Annotated in this window: 21 protein-coding genes; 18 read left to right on the top strand and 3 right to left on the bottom strand. The window is 72.3% G+C overall.

Features of this window, described 5'->3' with window-relative positions; translation table 11 throughout:
• Positions 1 to 65 precede the first annotated feature (65 nt).
• Positions 66 to 752, top strand: coding sequence for a hypothetical protein (locus ACNNMR_RS33910; RefSeq protein ID WP_419998515.1), 687 nt, complete (start codon positions 66 to 68; stop codon positions 750 to 752).
• Positions 753 to 781: 29 nt separating this feature from the next.
• Here the strand turns inward: ACNNMR_RS33910 and ACNNMR_RS33915 are convergent, their stop codons facing one another.
• Positions 782 to 1360, bottom strand: a complete 579-nt coding sequence (locus ACNNMR_RS33915; protein ID WP_419998516.1) for a DUF5655 domain-containing protein — start codon at positions 1358 to 1360, stop codon at positions 782 to 784.
• A 63-nt stretch (positions 1361 to 1423) separates the two neighbouring features.
• On the opposite strand from ACNNMR_RS33915, the gene ACNNMR_RS33920 reads away from it, so the two are divergent.
• From ACNNMR_RS33920 to glgC, 3 genes are all read left to right on the top strand, one after another.
• Positions 1424 to 1852 (top strand): VOC family protein, encoded by a 429-nt coding sequence (locus tag ACNNMR_RS33920; RefSeq protein WP_419998517.1) that lies wholly within the window; start codon positions 1424 to 1426, stop codon positions 1850 to 1852.
• A 78-nt stretch (positions 1853 to 1930) separates the two neighbouring features.
• Positions 1931 to 3100: a glycogen synthase gene (gene glgA, locus ACNNMR_RS33925; RefSeq protein WP_419998518.1), complete on the top strand. Its 1170-nt coding sequence runs from the start codon at positions 1931 to 1933 to the stop codon at positions 3098 to 3100.
• A gap of 37 nt (positions 3101 to 3137) precedes the next feature.
• A complete protein-coding gene (glgC, locus tag ACNNMR_RS33930; protein ID WP_419998519.1) occupies positions 3138 to 4367 on the top strand; it encodes a glucose-1-phosphate adenylyltransferase in 1230 nt (409 codons plus the stop codon).
• On the opposite strand, the gene ACNNMR_RS33935 is transcribed toward glgC, so the two are convergent.
• Positions 4364 to 5188 carry a hypothetical protein gene (locus ACNNMR_RS33935; RefSeq protein WP_419998520.1) on the bottom strand — a complete coding sequence of 275 codons (825 nt, stop codon included), beginning with the start codon at positions 5186 to 5188 and terminating at the stop codon, positions 4364 to 4366. The genes glgC and ACNNMR_RS33935 overlap by 4 nt on opposite strands.
• 434 nt (positions 5189 to 5622) lie before the next feature.
• On the opposite strand from ACNNMR_RS33935, the gene ACNNMR_RS33940 reads away from it, so the two are divergent.
• The 12 genes from ACNNMR_RS33940 (at position 5623) to ACNNMR_RS33995 (ending at position 18409) form a co-directional block, all read left to right on the top strand.
• Entirely contained in the window at positions 5623 to 6102 is a 480-nt protein-coding gene (locus ACNNMR_RS33940; protein ID WP_419998521.1) for a transglycosylase SLT domain-containing protein, read from the top strand.
• A 207-nt stretch (positions 6103 to 6309) separates the two neighbouring features.
• Positions 6310 to 8538, top strand: a complete 2229-nt coding sequence (locus ACNNMR_RS33945; protein WP_420000574.1) for a HelD family protein — start codon at positions 6310 to 6312, stop codon at positions 8536 to 8538.
• A 5-nt stretch (positions 8539 to 8543) separates the two neighbouring features.
• Positions 8544 to 9470 carry a glutaminase gene (locus ACNNMR_RS33950; protein WP_419998522.1) on the top strand — a complete coding sequence of 309 codons (927 nt, stop codon included), beginning with the start codon at positions 8544 to 8546 and terminating at the stop codon, positions 9468 to 9470.
• Between the two features lie 86 nt (positions 9471 to 9556).
• The gene (locus ACNNMR_RS33955; protein WP_419998523.1) at positions 9557 to 9937 is read left to right on the top strand and encodes a cell division protein SepF; all 381 of its coding nucleotides are present in this window, start codon (positions 9557 to 9559) and stop codon (positions 9935 to 9937) included.
• A gap of 66 nt (positions 9938 to 10003) precedes the next feature.
• Entirely contained in the window at positions 10004 to 11194 is a 1191-nt protein-coding gene (locus tag ACNNMR_RS33960) for an AAA family ATPase (protein WP_419998524.1), read from the top strand.
• The gene (locus ACNNMR_RS33965) at positions 11172 to 11531 is read left to right on the top strand and encodes a nucleotide pyrophosphohydrolase (RefSeq protein WP_419998525.1); all 360 of its coding nucleotides are present in this window, start codon (positions 11172 to 11174) and stop codon (positions 11529 to 11531) included. The genes ACNNMR_RS33960 and ACNNMR_RS33965 overlap by 23 nt, the downstream gene beginning before the upstream one ends.
• Positions 11532 to 11645: 114 nt before the next feature.
• Positions 11646 to 12017: a DUF6099 family protein gene (locus ACNNMR_RS33970; RefSeq protein ID WP_419998526.1), complete on the top strand. Its 372-nt coding sequence runs from the start codon at positions 11646 to 11648 to the stop codon at positions 12015 to 12017.
• A gap of 5 nt (positions 12018 to 12022) precedes the next feature.
• Entirely contained in the window at positions 12023 to 12928 is a 906-nt protein-coding gene (mmuM, locus tag ACNNMR_RS33975; RefSeq protein WP_420000575.1) for a homocysteine S-methyltransferase, read from the top strand.
• Between the two features lie 43 nt (positions 12929 to 12971).
• The gene (locus ACNNMR_RS33980; protein ID WP_419998527.1) at positions 12972 to 13895 is read left to right on the top strand and encodes a hypothetical protein; all 924 of its coding nucleotides are present in this window, start codon (positions 12972 to 12974) and stop codon (positions 13893 to 13895) included.
• A gap of 48 nt (positions 13896 to 13943) precedes the next feature.
• Positions 13944 to 15398, top strand: a complete 1455-nt coding sequence (locus tag ACNNMR_RS33985; protein WP_419998528.1) for a 3' terminal RNA ribose 2'-O-methyltransferase Hen1 — start codon at positions 13944 to 13946, stop codon at positions 15396 to 15398.
• Complete coding sequence (locus ACNNMR_RS33990) at positions 15395 to 17929, top strand: polynucleotide kinase-phosphatase (RefSeq protein ID WP_419998529.1); 2535 nt, start codon at positions 15395 to 15397, stop codon at positions 17927 to 17929. The genes ACNNMR_RS33985 and ACNNMR_RS33990 overlap by 4 nt, the downstream gene beginning before the upstream one ends.
• Before the next feature lie 9 nt (positions 17930 to 17938).
• Positions 17939 to 18409: a cupin domain-containing protein gene (locus tag ACNNMR_RS33995; protein ID WP_419998530.1), complete on the top strand. Its 471-nt coding sequence runs from the start codon at positions 17939 to 17941 to the stop codon at positions 18407 to 18409.
• Here the strand turns inward: ACNNMR_RS33995 and ACNNMR_RS34000 are convergent.
• Entirely contained in the window at positions 18393 to 19007 is a 615-nt protein-coding gene (locus ACNNMR_RS34000; RefSeq protein WP_419998531.1) for a histidine phosphatase family protein, read from the bottom strand. The two genes, ACNNMR_RS33995 and ACNNMR_RS34000, sit on opposite strands and share 17 nt — an antisense overlap.
• Positions 19008 to 19169: 162 nt before the next feature.
• Here ACNNMR_RS34000 and ACNNMR_RS34005 point away from each other — a divergent pair, with 162 nt between their 5' ends.
• Together ACNNMR_RS34005 and ACNNMR_RS34010 are read left to right on the top strand one after the other, a co-directional pair.
• On the top strand, positions 19170 to 20453 hold the full coding sequence (locus tag ACNNMR_RS34005) for a peptidoglycan-binding protein (protein WP_419998532.1): 1284 nt from the start codon (positions 19170 to 19172) through the stop codon (positions 20451 to 20453).
• A 42-nt stretch (positions 20454 to 20495) separates the two neighbouring features.
• Positions 20496 to 21728, top strand: a complete 1233-nt coding sequence (locus ACNNMR_RS34010; protein ID WP_419998533.1) for an arginine deiminase — start codon at positions 20496 to 20498, stop codon at positions 21726 to 21728.
• Positions 21729 to 21745 lie beyond the last annotated feature (17 nt).

The raw sequence follows: 21745 nt of genomic DNA on the forward strand, positions 1-21745 counted from the left end.
CGGCGCAGCCGGGAGGCGAGCAACAGCCCTTCCCGCAGCAGCCGGGAGGCGCACAGCCTTCCCCCGTGCAGCCCCAGCCCGCGCAGCCCCGCGGCACGCAGCTCCCGCCCGGCCCGCTGTGGCGACCGGAGGAGGAGGCTCCCGAGGGTCCCGCCACCGCGGACCTCGAGCTGCTCGAGTTCGACCAGGAGCCGCTCGGGCGCAGCTACTCCGGCGTGGACGTCGACGTGCGCGCCGAGGACATCGGCCCGCGCCGCCGGGCGCGGGCGCGGCACCGGCGCCGTAAGCGCATCTTTGTCGCCGCCGCGGCCGCGGGCGTGACGGCCGTCACCGGCGGGCTGATGGCGGCGGGGCTGCTGGGCAGCGACGACGGCGGCGCCGACAAGGCCGCCGCGCCGGCCACCTCGCTCCCGCCCGAGGAGATCGACCCGGACGACGAGGCCCCGGAGCGTACGAGCGACAGCCCGTCGCAGCGCGCCGAGACCCCGGACCGCTCGGACCGCTCGGAGCGGGTCGCCCCGGCCGCGCCGACCACGTCCCGCGAGACGCCGACGCAGCGGGAGACCACGGCGTCGCCGTCCCCGTCCCGTACGCCCAGCGAAAAGCCGTCGACCTCGAAGCCGCCGTCCGCGGCCGAGGAGCCGACCGAGTCGGAGTCGCCGTCGGAGTCGGAGACCGCGAGCCCGTCGCCGACCAAGACCAGGACGCCGCCGGGGCGGGACAAGGACGAGGACTGGGGCTTCATGCCCTGAAGTACCTGAAGCAAAAGCAGGGGGCCGCGTCAGACGTTCGCCTCGTACGTCCGCCGCAGCAGCGCCGCGAAGCCGTCGTCGACCTCGTCGACGGCGGCCAGCGGCACCCGCACCGCCATCTCGTCCCCGAGCCCCTTCGCCGCCAGCAGCCGGCCACCCGGCTCCGCGTCCGGCAGCCGCAGGCCCACGTCCACCCGGCTGCGGGTGGTCGGCCGCACCCGGGCGAAGGTGCGGCGCGGACCGACCAGGGCCACGAAGGTCTTACGGACCTGGACGGTGACCTCCGGCAGCCCGGCCGCGCGCAGCAGCACCGCGTCCAGGACCGGGTGCAGGTCGGGACGGTCGGCGTACTGGGCGTCGATCAGGTCGTCCGCGCTCTGCCGCAGAAAGTCCGGATAGCCGAAGGTCTCGTGCACCAGCAGCATCTGCGCGTACCCCTGGACCCCGCGCTCCGCCAGCCAGTCCCGCAGCTCCTGCTCGCTGCCGGGCGCCACCGCGCCGATCCGCTCCGTCCAGGTGGCGAGCGGCTCGCCGGTGCCGCGTTCCAGCAGCTCGATCTGCCAGTCGCGCATGTCCTGCCAGGACTTGATCTTGGGCTTTTCCGGCATGCGCGCACACTACCTTCGCCGCGGTGAGCGGGTGTGGCACACTCCGCCGCGGAGGTGATCCGGGTGACCGATGGGACCGTGAATCCCCGAATCCGGCAGGTGGTGCTGGACACGAGCGACGTGCGCGGGCTCGCCGAGTTCTACCGGCAGCTGTTCGGCCTCGTCTACCGGCCGGGCGACGAGCAGCCGCCCGCGGGCGAGCCCGATCCGCTCGGCTCCGACTGGCTGGTGCTGCGCACCCCGGAGGGCGCGCCCGCCCTCGCCTTCCAGCACGTGGACGAGCTGCCCCGGGCCACCTGGCCCTCGCAGGAGGTCCCCATGCAGCTGCACCTCGACACGGAGGTCCCGACGGTCGAGGCGCTTGAGGCGGCCCACCGGCAGGCGCTGAAGCTGGGCGCCCGCGAGCTGCTCGACCGCACCGACGACCCGGAGGAGCCGCTGCACGTGTACGCCGACCCGGCCGGACACCCCTTCTGCATCTTCGTCGGGTGACCCGGTCTTCCCCGCGGGCGGCTTCTGGGTGAGCATGAGGTACCGGCCGCTGTAATAAGGGGAGACGGGGGGCTTTTCGTGCGTGTGGGAATGCTGACCCGCGAGTATCCGCCCGGGGTGTACGGCGGCGCCGGCGTCCACGTCGAGTTCCTCGCCCGGGAATTACGGACTCTGGTCGACGTCGACGTGCACTGCTGGGCCGCCGACGGCGCCCCCGACGACGAGCGCGTCACCCGCCATCGCCCCTGGTCACGGCTCGACGGCGCCAATGACGCGCTGCGCACCCTCTCCCTCGACCTCTCCATGGCCGCCGCCCTCGACGGCGCCGACCTGCTGCACTCCCACACCTGGTACGCCAACCTCGCAGGCCACCTCGGCAAGCTCCTGCACGGCATCCCGCACGTGCTGACCTCCCACTCCCTGGAGCCCCGCCGCCCCTGGAAGGCCGAGCAGCTCGGCGGCGGCTATGCCCTCTCCAGCTGGGCCGAGCGCACCGCCATCGAGGCCGCGGACGCCGTCATCGCCGTCTCCGCCGCCATGCGCGACGACATCCTCGCCTGCTACCCGGCCCTCGACCCGGCCCGGGTCCGCGTCGTCCACAACGGCATCGACACGCGCCTGTTCCGCCCTGACCACGGCACCGCCGCCCTACGGCGCCTCGGCATCGACCAGGACCGCCCGTACATCCTCTTCGTCGGCCGCATCACCCGGCAGAAGGGCGTGCCGCACCTCCTCCGCGCCGCCCGCGCCCTCGACCCGGCGGCGCAGGTCGTGCTGTGCGCGGGCGCGCCGGACACGCCGGCGCTGGAGCGGGAATTCCAGGAGCTCTACGAGGAGCTGGCCACGGGTCGCGACGGGGTCTTCTGGGTGCCGGAGATGCTGCCGCGCCCGGAGGTCGTGCAGCTGCTGACGCACGCCCGCGCCTTCGTCTGCCCCTCCGTCTACGAGCCGCTCGGCATCGTGAACCTGGAGGCGATGGCCTGCGGCACCGCGGTGGTGGCCTCCGCGGTGGGCGGCATCCCCGAGGTCGTCGCCGATGGCCGCACGGGGCTGCTCGTCCCGTACGAGGAGGGCGCGCAGGCCGTCTTCGAGGCCGGGCTCGCCGACGGGCTCAACCGGCTGCTCGGCGACCCTGCCGAGGCGGCGCGGATGGGCGCGGCGGGGCGGGAGCGGGTGGCGGCGGAGTTCGGCTGGGACGCCGTGGCGCGGCGGACGGCGGCCGTGTACGAGGAGCTGGTCAAGGCATAGCGGATACGGGCTACGGGCTATGGGCGGAGGTGCCGCGATGCGGGACAGGGACGGCTATACGGTGCTCGGGATCGTGCTGGCGGGCGGGGAGGGCAAGCGGCTGATGCCGCTCACCGCGGACCGGGCGAAGCCCGCGGTGACCTTCGGCGGCACCTACCGCCTGGTCGATTTCGTGCTCTCGAACCTCGTCAACGGCGGCATCCTGCGCATCTGCGTCCTGACGCAGTACAAGTCGCACTCCCTCGACCGGCACGTCACCAAGACCTGGCGGATGTCCGCCCTGCTCGGCAATTACGTGACCCCGGTCCCGGCCCAGCAGCGCCTCGGCCCGCGCTGGTACCTGGGCAGCGCGGACGCGATCCTGCAGTCGCTCAATCTCGTCAATGACGAGCAGCCCGACTACATCGCCGTCTTCGGCGCCGACCACGTCTACCGCATGGACCCGCGGCAGATGATCGACCAGCACGTGGAGAGTGGCGCGGGCGTCACGGTCGCCGGGATACGGGTCCGGAGCTCCGAGTCGCGGGCCTTCGGGATCATCACGCCGGGCGGGGACGGGCGGCAGGTCGAGGGCTTCCTGGAGAAGCCGGCCGACCCGCCGGGGCTGCCCGCCGACCCGGATCACGTCTTCGCGTCCATGGGCAACTACGTCTTCACCACGAAGACCCTGGTCGACGCCCTGCAGCAGGACGCGGACGACACCCACTCGGTGCACGACATGGGCGGCTCGATCCTCCCGGCGCTCACCGAGCGCGGCCAGGCCCAGCTGTACGACTTCAACGCCAACCGGGTCCCGGGCGAGAGCGCCCGCAGCCAGGGCTACTGGCGCGACGTGGGCACCCTCGACGCGTACTACGACGCCCACATGGACCTGATCTCCGAGCGCCCCGCCTTCGAGCTGGACAACCGCCGCTGGCCCGTCTACACCCACCCGGGCCAGCTGCCGCCCGCCCGCTTCCTGTCCGCGGGCATCGCGTCCGAGTCGATCGTCAGCCCCGGCTGCGTCATCCGCGGCCAGGTCACCCGCTCGGTGCTGTCGCCGGGCGTGGTGGTCGCCGAGGGCGCGGTGGTGCAGGGCGCGGTGCTGCACGACAACGTGCGGGTGGGGCGCGGCGCGGTGGTGCGCGGGGCCGTACTGGACAAGAACGTGGACGTGCCGCCGGGCGCCACGATCGGGGTGGATCCGGAGCGGGACCGGGAGCTGTACACGATCTCGGAGGCGGGGGTCGTGGTGCTGGGGAAGGGGCAGCGGGTGGGGGTGCGCTAGGCGCCTTCGGCCGCCAGGAAGCCGCGCAGGGACTTGGTCATCGCGCGGGCGAAGGCCTCGCGGGTCTGTTCGGCCACCAGGTCGACGGAGAGGTACGGGTTCAGGTCCTCCAGCTCGACCAGGAGCAGCTCGCCGTCGCGGGTGCGGCAGGCGTCCACGCGCTGGATGCCGTGGTCCAGGGTGTTCCAGTCGATGAAGCGGCGGGCGAAGGCCAGGTCGGCCTCGGTGGCTTCGTACGGCTCCAGGGCCCAGCGGCGCGCCGGGTCGGGGGCGTAGAGGGCGTACTGGAAGGCGTCGTCCACGTAATAGAAGGACACCTCGTGGACGAAATCGATCCGCGGCTGGACGAGGACATCCCCGTAAGAGAGGGCGGTGAGGCGCTCGGGCGGGAGGAATTCCAGGCCTATGGAGTCGGCGCCCGCCTTCGGCTTCACGGCGTACGAGGCGGCCTCGGGGAGGCGGTGCAGGTCTTCGGGGGCGTCGACGGTCGGGATGACGGGGTAGCCGGCGGCGGTGAGGTCGAGGAGGTAGTGCTTGCCGGCCATGTCGGCGCGGCCGGTGAGCGGGTTGTAGACGCGGGTGCCGCGGGCGGTGGCGGCGGTGCGGAAGGCGTCGTAGGCCTGCTGGTAGCCGAGGACCGGGCCGCTGTTGCGTACGACGACGGCGTCGAAGCCGTCCATGAGGGCGGTGGCGTCCAGGGGGTGGCAGAGGGCGAGGTCGAAGTCCTGGCGGAGGCGGGCGGTGAGGGCGATGTCCTCGTCGCAGTAGCGGCGGCCGCGGGCCGGATAGGCGAGGTCGGTGACGTAGAGGAGGGCAGGCATGGGGGCACTTTAGGCGGGGTTCGCGGAAAAGTCCCAGGTCAGGGGCTTTTGCCTGCCGGTAATGTCCTTTTTGCGGTGCAGGGATATCGCATTCTAAATACCTTATGTCCCATGTAAAGGACTAATGTCCTCCCTGTGACGTCACGCATATGGAGCGAGTCACATACGATCCAGCCTCGTTGTCGAGCCGATCCGTAAAGCGCCAGCGCACGGAGCGAATGTCGGGAATGGGTAAAGGACTAAAGTCCTCGGGGTCTACTAAGGGTGCTCGTAAGAGCGGGGGGTGCGTTCCCGTATCCGATTCGGCTAAACATGCCGGAGTCGCCACGGAGCGCCGCATTCGAAACCAAATGTTTCCAAGAGTGCGGACCCAAATGCCGAGGGGACACGGCAACGACGACAACCGCTCTTATCCCCGAACGAGGATCTACAACATGCCGAACACGGCCACCACTGCCCGCACCACCTTCCGCAAGCGCCTGATCGCCGCCGCCGGCGTCTCCACCGCGGCCGTCGCCGTCAGCCTCGCCGTGGTGCCCGCCGCGAACGCCGCGCCGGCCCCGCAGGCCGTCACCTACGCGACCCCCGCCAAGGCGGACACCGTCCCCGAGTGGATCAACGCCGCGCTCAAGGTGATGGACAAGCACGACATCCCGGGCTCCTACAACGGCCTGTACAAGAACATCATGCGCGAGTCCTCGGGCAACCCGAACGCCATGAACGGCTGGGACGTCAACGCCGTCAACGGCACCCCGTCCAAGGGCCTGCTCCAGGTGATCCAGCCGACCTTCGACGCCTACCACGTCAAGGGCACGTCCACGAACATCACCGACCCGGTCGCCAACATCGTCGCCGCCGCCAACTACGCGGCCGACAAGTACGGCTCGATCGACAACGTCAACGGCGCCTACTGAGCCGCCTGTAGACGCCCTCCGGGCATCGGCTCCGGGCTTGGCTCCTCTCGCCCGGACATAAAGAAATCCCCCGGCCGCATTGACGGCCGGGGGATTTCTCTGCGACTATCGGGTGTTTCCGTGTCTTGACTCAACTCAAGGCAGGGAGAAGCTCAATGACGTCAGCATACCCGGGCGGGAGTCGAATTGTCAAGCAGAAGTGAAGAACTGCAGCGCGAGCAGCTATTCATCGACGAACTCTACGAGCGCCTCGCCGAATTGCGCGACGGCGCCGAGGCCGCCGTCAAGCAGGCGCTGTCCCGCGACGGCGGCAACACCGGGCAGGCGATGCTGGAGCGCGACATCCTCGTCGCCGAGCAGTCCGGGCTGCTCGCCGCCTTCAACGCGGGCGAGCGCGGCCTGTGCTTCGGCCGCCTCGCCTTCCGCGACGGCCGCGACCACCACATCGGCCGTATCGGCATGCGCCGCGACGACGCCGAGCGCACCCCGCTCGTCATCGACTGGCGCGCCGAGGTCGCCCGCCCCTTCTACCTGGCCACCGGCCACACCCCGATGGGCCTGCGCCGCCGCCGGCACCTGACCACCGAGGGCCAGACGGTCACGGACCTGCACGACGAGATCCTCGACCTGGACGACGACGTACGGACCGGCTACGAGGGCAGCGACGCCGACGCCGTCCTCCTCTCCGCCCTGGACGCCGCCCGCACCGGCCGCATGCACGACATCGTGCAGACCATCCAGGCCGAGCAGGACCGCATCATCCGCGCCCCGCACCGCGGCGTCATGGTCGTCGAGGGCGGCCCCGGCACCGGCAAGACCGTCGTCGCCCTGCACCGCGCCGCCTACCTGCTCTTCGCCCACCGCGAGCTGCTGGCGCGCCGGGCCGTCCTGGTCGTCGGCCCGAACCCGGCCTTCCTCTCCTACATCGGCGAGGTCCTCCCCGCCCTCGGCGAGACCGGCGTGCTGCTCGCCACCCCCGGCGAGCTCTTCCCGGGCGTCACCGCCACCGGCACCGACACGCCGGCCGCCGCGGCCGTGAAGGGCTCGGCGGCGATGGCGGACGCGCTGGCCGCGTTCGTACGGGACCGGCAGGCCGTCCCGGACCCGGCGATCGTCATCGCGCACGACGACGGCGAGCTGCGCCTGACCCGCGAGCTGGCCGAGGACGCCCGGCACGCCGCCCGGGAGACGGCGCTGCCGCACAACCTCGCCCGCGCCACCTTCGCCTTCCACATCATCGACGGCCTGACCGAGCAGCTCACCGAGGCCCTCGGCGCCGACCCGTACGGCGGCCCGAACCTCCTCGGCCCCGACGACATCGCGCAGCTCGGCAAGGCCATCGCCGCCAATGAGGACGTGCACGCCGCCATCGCCGGGCTGTGGCCGCAGCTCACGCCGCAGGAGCTGGTCGAGGACTTCCTGGAGGAGCCCGTACACCTCCCGGAGGCCGACGCGGCCGCGCTGCGGCGGGCGCCGGGAGCGGCGTGGACGACCGCCGACGTGCCGCTGCTGGACGAGGCCGCCGAGCTGCTCGGCGTGGACGACTCCGCCGAGCTGGCGCGGGCCGAGGCCGAGCGGCAGGAGCGGATCGAGTTCGCGCAGGGCGTGCTGGAGCTGTCGTACGGATCCCGAACCCAGGAATTCGAGGACCGGGACGACGAGGAGTCCGAGGTGCTCCTCGCCCACGACCTGGTCGATGCCGAGCGGCTGGCCGAGCGGCATGAGGAGGCCGACCACCGCACGGCCGCCGAGCGGGCGGCCGAGGACCGCGGCTGGGCGTTCGGGCACATCATCGTGGACGAGGCGCAGGAGCTGTCGCCGATGGCCTGGCGGCTGCTGATGCGCCGCTGTCCGACCCGCTCGATGACGCTGGTCGGCGACCCGGCGCAGACCGCGGAGCCGGGCGCGAGCGGATCGTGGGAGTCGATCCTGGCGCCGTACGTCGCGGATCGCTACGAGAAGACCGTGCTCGGGGTGAACTACCGCACCCCCGCCAAGATCATGGAGGTGGCGGCGGACCTGCTGCGCGCTGCGGACCCGTCCTTCACGCCGCCGACCTCGGTGCGCGACACCGACGGGCGGCCGTGGTCGCAGTGGACCGACGACGTGCCGGGGGCGGTCGGCGAGGCCGTGAAGGGTGCGACGGGCGGCAGCGGGCGGGTCGCGGTGATCGCGCCGCAGACGCTGCTCGGCGCGCTCGCCGAGGCGGTGCCGTGGGCGTCGTACGGGCCCGAGCCCGACCTCACGCGGCAGGTCGTGCTGCTCGACCCGCGGCAGGCGAAGGGGCTCGAATTCGACACGGTGGTGGTCGCGGAGCCGGACGAGTTCGGGACCAGCGACCTGTATGTGGCGCTGACCCGGGCCACCCAGCGGCTCGGAGTTATCCACAGCCGGGCGCTCCCGAAAGGCCTGGAGGGGCTGGCGCCCGTAGCCTGAGGGGCGTGCCCCCTGCATTCACCGAGTACGAGGCGGTGCTCGAGGGCGTCGACAAGCTGGTGCAGCCGCTGGTCGGCAGCGGCGAGACCGCCTCGTACATCCCGGCCCTCGACGCCGTCGACCCGTACCGCTTCGGCATGGCGGTCGCGGACGTCGACGGCAGGACGTACGGGATCGGCGACTGGAAGGAACCCTTCTCGGTCCAATCGATCTCGAAGATCTACACGCTCGCCCTGGTGCTCGCCCAGGACGGCGAGACGATCTGGCGACGGGTCGGCAGGGAGCCGTCGGGAAACCCCTTCAACTCCCTGGTGCAGCTGGAATACGAGGACGGCATCCCCCGCAACCCGTTCATCAACGCCGGCTCCCTGGTCGTCACCGACCGCCTGCTGACCCTGACCGGCGACGCCTACGGCGCCCTGCGCGACTTCCTGCGCGCCGAGTGCGGCGACGCCCGCATCGACCACAGCCCGCTGGTCGCCGCCTCGGAGGCGGAGCACGGCGACCGCAATGCCGCGCTGGCGCACTTCATGGCCTCGTACGGGAATCTGGAGAACCCGGTCGAGGAGGTCCTCGACCACTACTTCGCGCAGTGCGCGGTCGAGATGAGCTGCCGCGACCTGGCCCTGGCCACGGGCTTCCTGGCCAGGCACGGGGTGCGCGCGGACGGCACCCGGCTGCTGCCGGTGCGCTCGGCGAAGCAGATCAACGCGGTGATGCTGACCTGCGGGGCGTACGACGCGGCGGGGGAGTTCGCGTACCGGGTGGGGCTGCCCGGCAAGAGCGGGGTCGGGGGAGGGATCGTGGCGGTGGTGCCGGGGAAGTGCGCGGTGTGCGTGTGGAGCCCGGGGATCGACGCGCAGGGGAACTCGGTGGCGGGGGTGGCGGCGCTGGATGCGTTTACCACGCTGACCGGGTGGTCGGTCTTCTAGACACGATGTGTGTCGTTACGCCAATGGGGGGACCCTGCGTGGCTAGACTCGCCCGCGATGTACATACCAGCAGGCGAGGTGGCCCGGTGAACGGACAGGATGTCACCGACGAGCAATGGCGGGGGCTTGCCGAGGTAGTGCCGCTGCGCGGCAACGAATGGCCGTCCTGGACCGGCCACGAGACCATCCCGGGGCGGGACGATCCACGGTATGCGGAGGAGTCGCGGCGCTTCGTCGTCATCCGCTGCCAGTGCTTCGCCGACGCCCGGCAGGTCGCCGAATACCTGATCGCGCAGGTCCCGGTGCTGCTCGATCTCACCGCCGCCGAACACGACGTCGCCAAGCGCATCCTCGACTTCGCGAGCGGCGTCACCTTCGGCATCCGCAGCAGCATGCACCGCGTCGACAGGAACGTTTTCCTGCTCGCACCGGTAGGCACCGAGGTGGACCTGACGGCGGGGCGCTAGCACGAAAGAGGGAAGGCGCCGACGGCGTAACGGTTCGGCATACGCGCGGTGACTAGCGTCGCGGCCATGACCGCGACACCGGAGTCCGAACCCCGGCCAGGGCTCACCGAATTACGCCTGTCCGCCTTCAAATCGCATCGCGGCGCCACCCTGCCGGTCAGCCCGCTGACGGTGCTCACCGGCGCCAGCGGCAGCGGCAAGTCCAGCGCACTGCAGGCCTGCAGGGTGCTCGCGCGGCTGGGCGGCGGGGCGCTGCTGGCCGAGGCGTTCGGGCTGGTGACGGGCGGCGCGGGCGCCTGTGTGCCGTACGGGGCGCAGGCCGATCCGCAGGGGCGGCGGGGGTTCCGTATCGGCTGCACGGTGGACGGACCCGCGGGCGAGGTGCGCCTGGACGTGGCGGTGCAGGCGGAGCCGGAACTGCGGGTGGTGGGGGAGCGGTTGACCGGCGACGGGCAGGTGCTGTTCTCGACCGCGCTGCGCGACCCGGGGCGGCCGCGGGTGCAGGCGGCCTGGCGTACGGCAGGCACCGCCCCGGTCACCAAGGCGCCGCTGCCGGACAACCGCCTGGCCACGGCGATGGTGCCGCTGCGGGTGTCGGGCCGTACCGAAGGCGAGCGGGCGGTGCTGGCGGCGGCCGAGCAGGTGGTGGTGGCGCTGCGCTCGGTGTACTGGTGCGACCCGGAGCCGGCGGCGATGCGGGACGGGGCGGGCGCGCCCGGGGTGTCGGGGGCCGCGGAGCTGACCGGGGACTGCCGCAACCTCGGGGCGGTGCTCGGGCGGGTGCGGGCCGAGTGCTCGGCGCGGCACGGGGCGCTGGTGCAGGCCGTACGGGCCGGGTGCTGGGGGCCGGTCGAGGACCTGCGGGCGGAGGGCGTGGCGCGCGGCGGGTGGCGGGCGGTGGTGGACCGGGGGCCGCAGTACGGGCGGACGCCGCTCGGCGGGCTCGGCGATGGGGAGTTGCGGTATCTGGCGCTGGCGCTGGTGCTGCTGACCGGGCCCGGGGTGCTGGCGGTGGACGCGGCGTCGGAGGTGCTGCCGGCGCGGCAGGCGCTGACGGTGGTGGCGGACGGGTTGGACCGGTGCCTGGACGGGGGGCAGGCGCGGGAGTTGCTTGAGCTGGCGGGGCGGATGTGCGAGCGCGGGCATATCCGGCTGCTGGGCGGGGTGAGCGACTCGGGGGTGGTGCGGGGGATCGGGGGGCCCGGCGGGGTGGGGTCGGTGGTAGACCTGGGGCATGAGCGAGGACGTGGGCGCTGAGGGCGTGGGCGCTGGTGTGACGGTTGCTGACCTGCAGAAACGGCTGGTGGCGTTTGCGGAGGCGCGCGATTGGGGGCAGTACCACACCCCCAAGAACCTGGCGGCGGCGCTGAGCGTGGAGGCCGCGGAGCTGGTGGAGATCTTCCAGTGGCTGACGCCGGAGCAGTCGGCACGGGTGATGGCGAAGCCGGAGTCGGCGCATCGGGTGACGGATGAGGTCGCGGATGTGCTGGCGTATTTGCTGCAGTTCTGTACGGCGGTGGGGGTGGATCCGCTGGCGGCGCTGGCGGCGAAGATCGAGCGGAATGAGGAGCGGTTTCCTGTCACTGGAGAGTGACGGGGTTTTGCACACTCCTGTGGTTGTCCACAGGCAGCCCGGGGTCGTTTTCCTTTCCGGCCGGTTGGGGTCACGCTGAGTAGCGACTGATCGAACCGGAGGGGGGCAGGGGTGATGGATGCGATCCGGCTCATCCATGCCAATCGCCACGCCTTGGCGAAGGCGGGGGGAGTGGCGGAGGTCCTCGCGGAGGCGCGGCAGGCGCAGGCGCTGACGGAGGCCGTCCGCGGCCATCTCGCGGCCGGCGGCCCGGAGCCGGAGACCGTGGAGATACGGGCCGCGCAGCTTACGGACGTGGCCGATCCGCGGGCTGCTCTGGCCGGGCTCGGCGAGCTGCTCGGCGAGGTCGGGATGGCGCTCGTCGGCGTGGCATGCGGGGATGACGCCGAGCCGTTGTACTGGGAGTGCATGGACGCGATCGAGGCGGCGGGGGAGTCGCGTAAGCGAGTCGCGGAGGCGCTGCGGGCGATCGGGGAGGAGGCATGAGTGCGATGAAGGCGACGGGGCCGATGAGGCAGCCGCTGGCGCAGGCGCTGGCCGCCCGTATGGTGCTGCTGGACGGCGGCCTGTCCAACCAGCTCGAGGCACAGGGCTGCGACCTGTCCGACGAGCTGTGGTCGGCGCGGCTGCTCGCGGACGGCCCAGGGCAGATCGAGGCGGCGCATGCGGCGTATATACGGGCCGGGGCCGAGGTGCTGATCACCGCGAGCTATCAGGCGAGTTACGCCGGCTTCGCCCGCCGCGGCATCAGCCGGGCGGAGACGGCGCGGCTGCTGCGCGAGAGCGTCGCGCTGGCCAGGCGGGCGGCGGGCGACCGGGCGTGGGTGGCGGCGTCCGTAGGCCCGTACGGGGCGGTGCTGGCCGACGGCAGCGAATACCGCGGCCGCTACGGCCTGAGCGTCGCTGACCTGACCGCCTTCCACCGCCCGCGGGTGGCGGCGCTGGCGGCGGCGGAGCCCGACGTGCTGGCGCTGGAGACGGTCCCGGACGCGACGGAGGCGGAGGCGCTGCTGCGCGCGGCGGAGGGCACGGGCCTGCCGGTCTGGCTCTCGTACACCATCGCGGGCGGCCGCACCCGGGCCGGGCAGGATCTGGCGGAGGCCTTCGCGGTGGCCGCGGGGCATCCGCAGGTGATAGCCGCGGGGGTCAACTGCTGCGCGCCGCAGGACGTACAGGAGGCGGTGGAGGTGGCGCATGCGGTGACGGGGCTGCCGGCGGTGGCGTACCCGAACAGTGGGGAGGACTGGGACGCGGCGGCGGGCGTGTGGCGGGGCGGCGGCTCGTACGCGCCGGAGTTGGCGGCAGGCTGGCGCAAGGCGGGTGCCCGTCTGATCGGCGGCTGCTGCCGGGTGGGGCCGGGCGAGATAGCCGCGCTGGGGCACACGCTCGACAGCTGACCGGGCCGGGAACCGCATCGCCACGAACCACGTCGAAACGGCCATGACGGGGAGAACGGCAAAGTGGAAGAGCGGCCGCATCGCGCTGATTTCCACGCTGGCAGGCATGCTGCTGGCGACGGGGGTGTTCTTCGGGATGGACCTGCTGCGGTCACCGGAACCGCCGGGCCCGGCCCCGGAACCGGTCGAGCGGGTGGATGCGGAGCTGGTGCATTTCGCGCAGGGCACCGAGGACTTGCCGCGCATCGAAACGGTCCTGCGGTCGCCGGCGGACGCGGTCGCGTTCAGCGGCTGGTTCCCAGAGGACGGCGATGACGGCCAGGACCTGGCCCGTAAGCTCGCCCGCCGCGACTTCTCCCGCCACTCGTTGGTGGCCTTCGGCTGGAGCAGCGGCTGCTCAAAAGGCAAGAGCGCTGAGCTCGTCGCCTCCGACGACCCGACCAACTACTACCCGCGGCTGACGGACACCTCCACCACCGAGACGTGTTACGCGCCGTGGAACGCGATAGCCGTATTCGCCGTGCCGAAGACCTGGGTGGCATCGGACACCGTCCACCTCAGCGGCGGACCGCCGGAGCCGCCGGGCCCCGCCCGCCTGCACGCATTCGAGCACCTGAAGGGAGCGCAACAGCCCAAGGCAATGGAAGTAACCCAGCCCGACCAGCTCAAGGACTTCCTCGGCACCCTCCCCGCCCCGGCCGCCGACCAGCTCAAACGTGAGCTGACCATCAGTGCCGAGGAAGACACCACCGAGACAGCCGCCTCGGGCCCCGCCCGCCGCTTCGCCTTCATCCACCACGGCTGCGGCAGCAGCGCCGTCCTGAGGGTCACGGCCGACCGCCTGCAGCCGCAGCCGACGGGCGAGGTCCTGGGCGAGGACTGCACCCAACCACGCCCGTACGCCGCGATCTTCGCGGTCAGCGCCACCCAGGTCCCACCCGAGGCGCGGCTGACCGCGGGCGACTGACGGATAACTCCGTGGCCTGGACGAATGCCACCGGGGATACTCGACCGCATGTTCCTGACGATCTCGACTACCGGCACAGCCGAGCGGCCCGCCACCGACCTGGGGTTTCTGCTGCATAAGCATCCCGAGAAGGTGCAGGATTTTTCGACCTCGCATGGCACCGCGCATGTCCTCTATCCCGAGGCGAGCGCGGAGCGGTGCACGGCTGCGCTGCTGCTCGAGGTCGACCCGGTGGCGCTCGTGCGGAAGGGGCGGGGGAAGGGGAGGGGCGGGGCGCCGGACTCGGCGCTGGCGCAGTACGTGAACGACCGGCCGTACGCCGCGTCCTCGCTGCTCGCCGTCGCGCTCTCCGCCGTCTTCCGCACCGCCCTGCGCGGCGTGTGCAAGGCGCTGCCCGGCCGTGCCGACGAGTCGCTCCCGCTGCGGATCGAGGTGCCGGCCGTGGCCGCCCGCGGCGGGGCCGACCTGGTCAAGCGGCTCTTCGAGCCGCTCGGCTGGGCCGTCGTGGCCGAGACCGTGCCGCTGGACACGCAGTTCCCCGAGTGGGGCGACTCGCGGTATGTGCGGCTCACGCTGGAGGGCGAGCTGCGGCTCGCCGATGCCCTGCGGCACCTGTACGTGCTGCTGCCGGTGCTCGACGGCGCCAAGCACTACTGGGTCGCCCCCGACGAGGTCGACAAGCTGCTGCGGGCCGGCGAGGGCTGGCTGGAGCACCACCCCGAGCAGCAGCTGATCACCAACCGCTACTTCTCCCGCCGCTGGTCCCTCGCCCGCGAGGCCCGCGACCGGCTGGAGCTGGCCCGCCTCGCCGAGGCCGACGACGCCGAGGCGGAGGACATCGACAACGCCGTAGACGAGGAGACCGACACCGAAGAGAAGCCCGTACCCCTCGCCGTGCAGCGCCGCGAGGCGATCCTCGGCGCCCTCCGCGACGCCGGCGCCGGCCGCGTGCTCGACCTCGGCTGCGGGCAGGGGCAGCTGGTCGGCGAGCTGCTCAAGGACACCCGGTTCACCGAGATCGTCGGCGTCGACGTGTCCGTACGGGCGCTGACCGTCGCCGCCCGCCGCCTCAAGCTCGACCGCATGGGCGAGCGGCAGGCGGCCCGGGTCAAGCTGCGGCAGGGCGCCCTGACGTACACCGACGCCACGCTCATGGGCTACGACGCCGCCGTGCTGAGCGAGGTCATCGAGCACCTCGACCAGCCGCGGCTGCCCGCCCTCGAGTACGCGGTGTTCGGCGCGGCCCAGCCCGCCACCGTGGTCGTGACCACGCCGAACGTCGAGTACAACGTCCGCTGGGAGACCCTCCCGGCCGGGCACGTACGCCACTCCGACCACCGCTTCGAGTGGAGCCGGGAGGAGTTCCGCGGCTGGGCGGAGGCGGTGGCGGCCAGGCACGGCTACGCCGTCGCGTACGCCCCCGTCGGCGACGACGACCCCGAGGTGGGACCGCCCACCCAGATGGCAGTGTTCAGCAAGACCGCAAAGGAGGCCGCGGCATGACGACCATCCCTCGCACCCTCGGCGTGCCCGACCTCTCCCTCGTCGTCCTCATCGGCACGTCCGGCGCCGGCAAGTCCACCTTCGCCCGCAAGAACTTCAGGACGACCGAGGTCATCTCCTCGGACTTCTGCCGCGGCCTCGTCGCCGACGACGAGAACGACCAGTCCGCCACCCCCGACGCCTTCGACCTCGTCCACTACATCGCCGGCAAGCGCCTCGCCGCCGGCCGGCTCACCGTCATCGACGCCACCAACGTCCAGCCGGAGGCCCGCCGCCAGCTCGTCCGCATCGCGCGCGAGCACGACGTGCTGCCCGTGGCGATCGTCCTCGACGTCGAGGAGCGGATCTGCATCGCCCGTAACGCCGGCCGCCCCGACCGCGCCGACATGCCCCGGCACGTCATCCCGCGCCAGCGCCGCGAGCTCCGCCGCGGCCTGCGCGGCCTGGAGCGCGAGGGCTTCCGCAAGGTGCACTTCCTCAAGGGCGCCGCCGAGGTCGAGACCGCCGAGGTGGTGCTGGAGAAGCGGTTCAACGACCTCGCCCACCTCACCGGCCCCTTCGACATCATCGGCGACATCCACGGCTGCGCCGGCGAGCTCGAGACGCTGCTGACCAAGCTCGGTTACGCGGACGGCGTGCACCCCGCGGGGCGTACGGCCGTCTTCGTCGGCGACCTCGTCGACCGCGGCCCCGACACCCCCGGGGTGCTGCGCCGCGTCATGAGCATGGTCGCGGCGGGCAGCGCGCTCTGCGTGCCGGGCAACCACGAGAACAAGCTGGGGCGTTACCTGAACGGCCGCAAGGTCCAGCACACCCACGGCCTCGCCGAGACCATCGAGCAGCTGGACGGCGAGAGCGACGAATTCCGGGCGCGGGTCCAGCAGTTCATCGAGGGCCTCGTCAGCCATTACGTGCTCGACGGCGGCCGCCTCGTCGTCTGCCACGCCGGGCTGCCCGAGAAGTACCACGGCCGCCAGTCCGGCCGCGTCCGCAGCCACGCGCTGTACGGCGACACCACCGGCGAGACCGACGAGTACGGCCTCCCGGTCCGCTACCCGTGGGCGGAGGACTACCGCGGCCGCGCCGCCGTCGTCTACGGCCACACCCCGGTCCCGGACGCCACCTGGCTGAACAACACCATCTGCCTCGACACCGGCGCCGTCTTCGGCGGCAAGCTCACCGCACTGCGCTGGCCGGAGCGCGAGCTGGTGGACGTGCCGGCCGAGCAGGTCTGGTACGAGCCGGTGAAGCCGCTGCGCGCCGAGGCGCCCGGCGGCGCCGAGGGCCGCCCGCTCGACCTGGGCGACGTACACGGCCGCCGGATCATCCAGACCAACCACCACGGCCGCATCTCCGTACGCGAGGAGAACGCCGCCGCCGCACTCGAGGTGATGAGCCGCTTCGCGCTCGACCCGCGGCTGCTGCCGTACCTGCCGCCGACGATGGCGCCCACCGCCACGTCCAAGGAGGAGGGCTATTTGGAGCACCCGGCGGAGGCCTTCGCCGAGTTCCGGGACGCGGGCGTGCGGCAGGTCGTGTGCGAGGAGAAGCACATGGGCTCGCGCGCGGTGGTGCTGGTCTGCCGCGACGAGGAGGCCGCGGCCAAGCGCTTCGGGATCGCAAACGTCTCCGGCGCGCTCTACACCCGCACCGGCCGCCCCTTCTTCGACGATGCGGCCAAGACCGAGGCGCTCCTCGACCGCGTCCGCGCCGCCGCCACCGGCGCCGGGCTCTGGGACGAGTACGCCACCGACTGGCTCCTGCTCGACGCCGAGCTGCTGCCCTGGTCGCTGAAGGCCGGCGGGCTGCTGCGCAGCCAGTACGCGGCGGTCGGCGCCGCCGCGGGCGCCGCGCTGCCCGCCGCCGTGGCGGCGCTGGAGCAGGCGGCGGCGCGCGGCGTCGACGTCGCGGAGCTGCGCGACCGGCAGCGCGAACGGGCCGTGGACGCGAGCGCGTTCACGGACGCGTACCGCCGCTACTGCTGGCCGGTGGACGGCCTCGACGGCGTGCGGCTGGCCCCGTTCCAGCTGCTGGCCACCGAGGGCGCGAGCCACGCCGCGCTGCCGCACGACCAGCAGCTCGCCCTCCTCGACCGGCTGGCCGAGCACGACGCATCGGGGCTGCTGCGGCGCACCGGCCGCCTGGTCGTCGACACGGAGGACGAGGCCTCGGTCGCGGCAGGCGTGAAGTGGTGGCTCGACCTCACCGCGGCCGGCGGCGAGGGCATGGTCGTCAAGCCGCTGCAGGCGCTCGTACGGGACGGGAACAACCGGCTCGTGCAGCCGGGCGTGAAGGTCCGCGGCCGCGAGTACCTGCGGATCATCTACGGCCCCGAGTACACCCGCCCCGACCAGCTCTCCCGCCTCCGCCAGCGATTCCTCGGGCACAAGCGCTCGCTCGCCCTGCGCGAGCACGCGCTCGGCCTGGAGGCGCTGGACCGGCTGGCGGCGGGGGAGCCGCTGTGGCGGGTGCACGAGGCGGTGTTCGCGGTGCTGGCGCTGGAGTCGGAGCCGGTGGACCCGCGGCTGTAGCATCCAGTCATGCCCACCCAACGCCCGCCGCTCGCCGACGCGCTCGGTCTGCAACCGCACCCGGAGGGCGGCTGGTTCGCGCAGACCTGGGCCGTCGGGGCCGAGGTCACGCCGCCCGGCTATCCGGGGCCGCGGGCCGCCGCCACCGGGATCTATTTCCTGCTGGCGCCGGGCGAGGAGTCGGCCTGGCATGTCGTACGGTCCGACGAGCTGTGGCTGTGGCATCGCGGCAGCCCCCTGGTGCTGTCCTTCGGCGGGAGCGGCGAGCGGCCGGACCGGGCCGGTACGACGGAGGTCGTGCTCGGCCCGGATGTCGCGGCCGGGCAGCGGCCGCAGGTGCTGGTGCCGGGCGGGGTGTGGCAGGCGGCGCGGCCGGAGGCGGCAGCTCAGGAGGCGACGCTGGTCAGCTGCGTGGTCTCACCCGGCTTCGACTTCGCGGACTTCCGCCTGGAGCCGCCGGAGGCTACAGAGTCGCGTTGAAGGAGTGCAGCCTCGCCTGGGCATCCGGGTCCGCGGTGATCTCCAGCTCCGTCAGCGCGCCATTACGGACCTCGGGAAACACCCGCCGGTAATTCCGCTCCGGGATGCCGAGGAGCAGGCAGAGCGCCAGCCTGGTCAGCGTGCCGTGCCCCACCACCAGCACCTTCGCGTCACCCGGGTGCTCGGCCGCGATCCGCCGGTACGCCTTCACCGCCCGGTCGGCGGCCGCCGCGGGGTCCTCGCCGCCCGGGAAGTGGTGCTGCACCGGGTCCGCGTCGAAGAGCGCCGCCAGCTCCGGGTCCGCGGCCCGGACCTCCTCCAGCGTGTGGCCCTCGCCCCTGCCGAAGTCGACCTCGATCAGGTCGGGGTCGATATGCACCTCCAGACCCGCGGCCCGCCCGGCGGGCTCGGCCGTGTGGCGGGCCCGGGAGAGGGTCGAGCACCAGATGGCGGCGAGACCCGCGCCCGCGGCCCAGGTGCCGAGCGTGCCGGCCTGCCGTTCGCCGAGCTCGGTCAGGCCGATGTCGCTCACGCCGGCATAGCGATTGCCGCCGTGCCAGACGGTTTCGCCGTGCCGTACCAGGAAGAGGGTGGTCATTTCCTTGGTCGCCGCTCCTTGGCCGGGAAGGTGCTCTCACCTGCGAAGGTAGCAGTGCCAATGGCGCAGACCAACGGCAGTTCTCAACTGGCCGGAAAACCCTGGACATTGATGTGGCAACCGGGTTAGAAGAAGGCAGACTTTCCTGGAGAGGAATGCCCCATGGCCTTCGAGCCCGTTTACATATCCCGCCGCAATGCCCTCCGCGCCGGCACCGGCGCGGCCGCCGCCCTCGGCCTCGGCGCCGGGCAGCTGGCGTCCGCGGGCGGCGCCGCGGCCGCGCCCGCCGACCCGTCGGACACCGACTACATCCTCAGTTGCGACGAGTGGGGCGCCCGGCCCCCGTCGAGCGAGCTGTCGCTGCGCTACGGCACCACCCGCAGGATCGTCGTGCACCACATGGCGTTCCCCAACACCAACGACTTCTCCCTCGAAGCCGCCGTCGCCTGCGCCGAGCGGGTCCAGCACATCCACATGGACATCAACGGCTGGTCGGACACCGGCAACCACTTCTCCATCAGCCGCGGCGGCTATGTCATGGAGGGCCGGCACCGCAGCCTGGAGGGGCTGGAGGACGGCGGCTTCCAGGTCGTCAGCGCCCACGCCGTCGGCCAGAACACCCAGTCCATCGGCATCGAGAACGAGGGCACGTACATCACCGAGCTGCCCACCGGGAAGCTGTGGCTGTCCCTGGTGAAGCTCTGCACGACCATCTGCACCCAGTACGGCTTCGGCGCCGAGAAGATCTCCGGCCACTGGGACTGGAACGCCACCCAGTGCCCCGGCGCGAAGTTCTACTCCGCCTTCCCGCTGCTGCGCCTGATGGTCGCCAAGTCCCTCGGCCAGTCCGCCGGCAGCATCCCGGCCCGCACCTGGCTGGACACGTACACCTCCTGCGTCGGCTCGACCGTCACCCTGCTGCAGTACCTGCTGCAGGCCGCGGGCTTCGACACCGTCGCCGCGGACGGCAAGTACGGCCCGGCGACGCTGGCGGCGGTGCACGAATTCCAGACCGCGCACGGCTTCCCCACCGCCTCCGACGGCACGATGAGCGGCCCGACCTGGGAGGCCCTCGCCCCGGAGATCGGCATGGGCGCCAAGGGCCCCGCCGTCCTCGCCGTCCAGTCGATGCTGGCGACCAAGCTCTTCGACGTGCAGGCCACCGGCACGTACGACCGCGCCACCTTCGTCGCCGTCGCGAAGATGCAGGCCCTGCACGGGCTGCGGGTCACCGGGCGGATGGACGACTCCACCTGGTGCGCCACGCTCGGCGGCGTGGTGAAGGAGGAGTTCCGCGCGCTGGGCAACCGGGCCGCGACGGCGGCCCCGTCCGTACCGGACGCGCAGGACCTGCCGGCGCCGGTGCTGCCGCGCGGCGGCGTCGAGGCGGCCGACCCGGCCTCGTCCATGTACGAGGCGGCGCCCAAGGATCAGGAAGGGGCGTAGTCACCCCTGCCAGGCGGCCGGTGGCATGGGAGCCTGTCTGTCATGACCTACCGCGTCGAGTCCGAGACCGGCCGCCTGCGCAGAGTGATCCTTCACCGGCCCGACCTCGAGCTGAAGCGGCTCACCCCCAGCAACAAAGACGAGCTGCTCTTCGACGACGTCCTGTGGGTGCGCCGCGCCGAGGAGGAGCACGACGGCTTCGCGGAGACGCTGCGCGACCGGGGCGTCGAGGTGCACCTCTTCGGCGACCTCCTCGCCGAGGCCCTCGACGTGCCGGCGGCGCGCACGATGGTGCTCGACCGGGTCTTCAGCGAGAAGGAATTCGGCCCGCTCGCCACCGACAAGCTGCGCGCCTCCTTCGAGGGCCTGCCGTCCGCCGAGCTGGTCGAGGACCTGGTCGGCGGTCTGACGAAGCGCGAGTACCTGGAGCGCTTCCCCGAGCCGACGTCCGTGCTCTTCCACGCCATGCACCCGGACGACTTCCTGCTCGGCCCGCTGCCCAACCACCTCTTCACCCGCGACACGTCCTGCTGGGTGTACGACGGCGTCTCCATCAACGCCATGAAGTGGCCCGCCAGGCAGCGCGAGACCGTGCACTTCGAGGCGATCTACAAGCACCATCCGCTGTTCGTGGGCCCGGAGTCGGGCCCGTTCCACCACTGGTCGAAGGGCCAGGAGGACTACCCCTCCACCATCGAGGGCGGCGACGTCCTCGTCATCGGCAACGGCGCGGTGCTGATCGGCATGAGCGAGCGGACGACACCCCAGGCCGTCGAGATGCTCGCCCGCGGCCTCTTCGCGGCCGGCTCCGCCCGTACGATCGTCGCCCTCGACATGCCGAAGGCCCGGGCCTTCATGCACCTCGACACGGTCATGACGATGGTCGACGGCGACACCTTCACCCAGTACGCGGGCCTGGGCATGCTGCCCTCGTACACGATTGAGCCCGGCGCGGGCGACGAGGAGCTGAAAGTCACCGACCACCCGGCCGAGCACATGCACCGCGCCATCGCCGCCGCCCTGGGCCTCGACTCGATCAAGGTGCTGACCGCGCACCAGGACGTGCACTCCGCGGAGCGCGAGCAGTGGGACGACGGGTGCAATGTACTGGCCGTCGAGCCGGGGGTCGTCGTCGCGTACGAGCGGAACTCCACGACGAACACCTTCCTGCGCAAGGAGGGCATCGAGGTGATCGAGATCCGCGGCAGTGAGCTGGGGCGGGGGCGGGGCGGGCCGCGGTGCATGAGCTGCCCCGTGGAACGCGAGGCTGTATAGTGATGCGTTCTACCGTA

The organism is Streptomyces boninensis (genome assembly GCF_048572725.1).
In the GTDB taxonomy this organism is placed as follows: Bacteria; Actinomycetota; Actinomycetes; order Streptomycetales; family Streptomycetaceae; genus Streptomyces; species Streptomyces boninensis.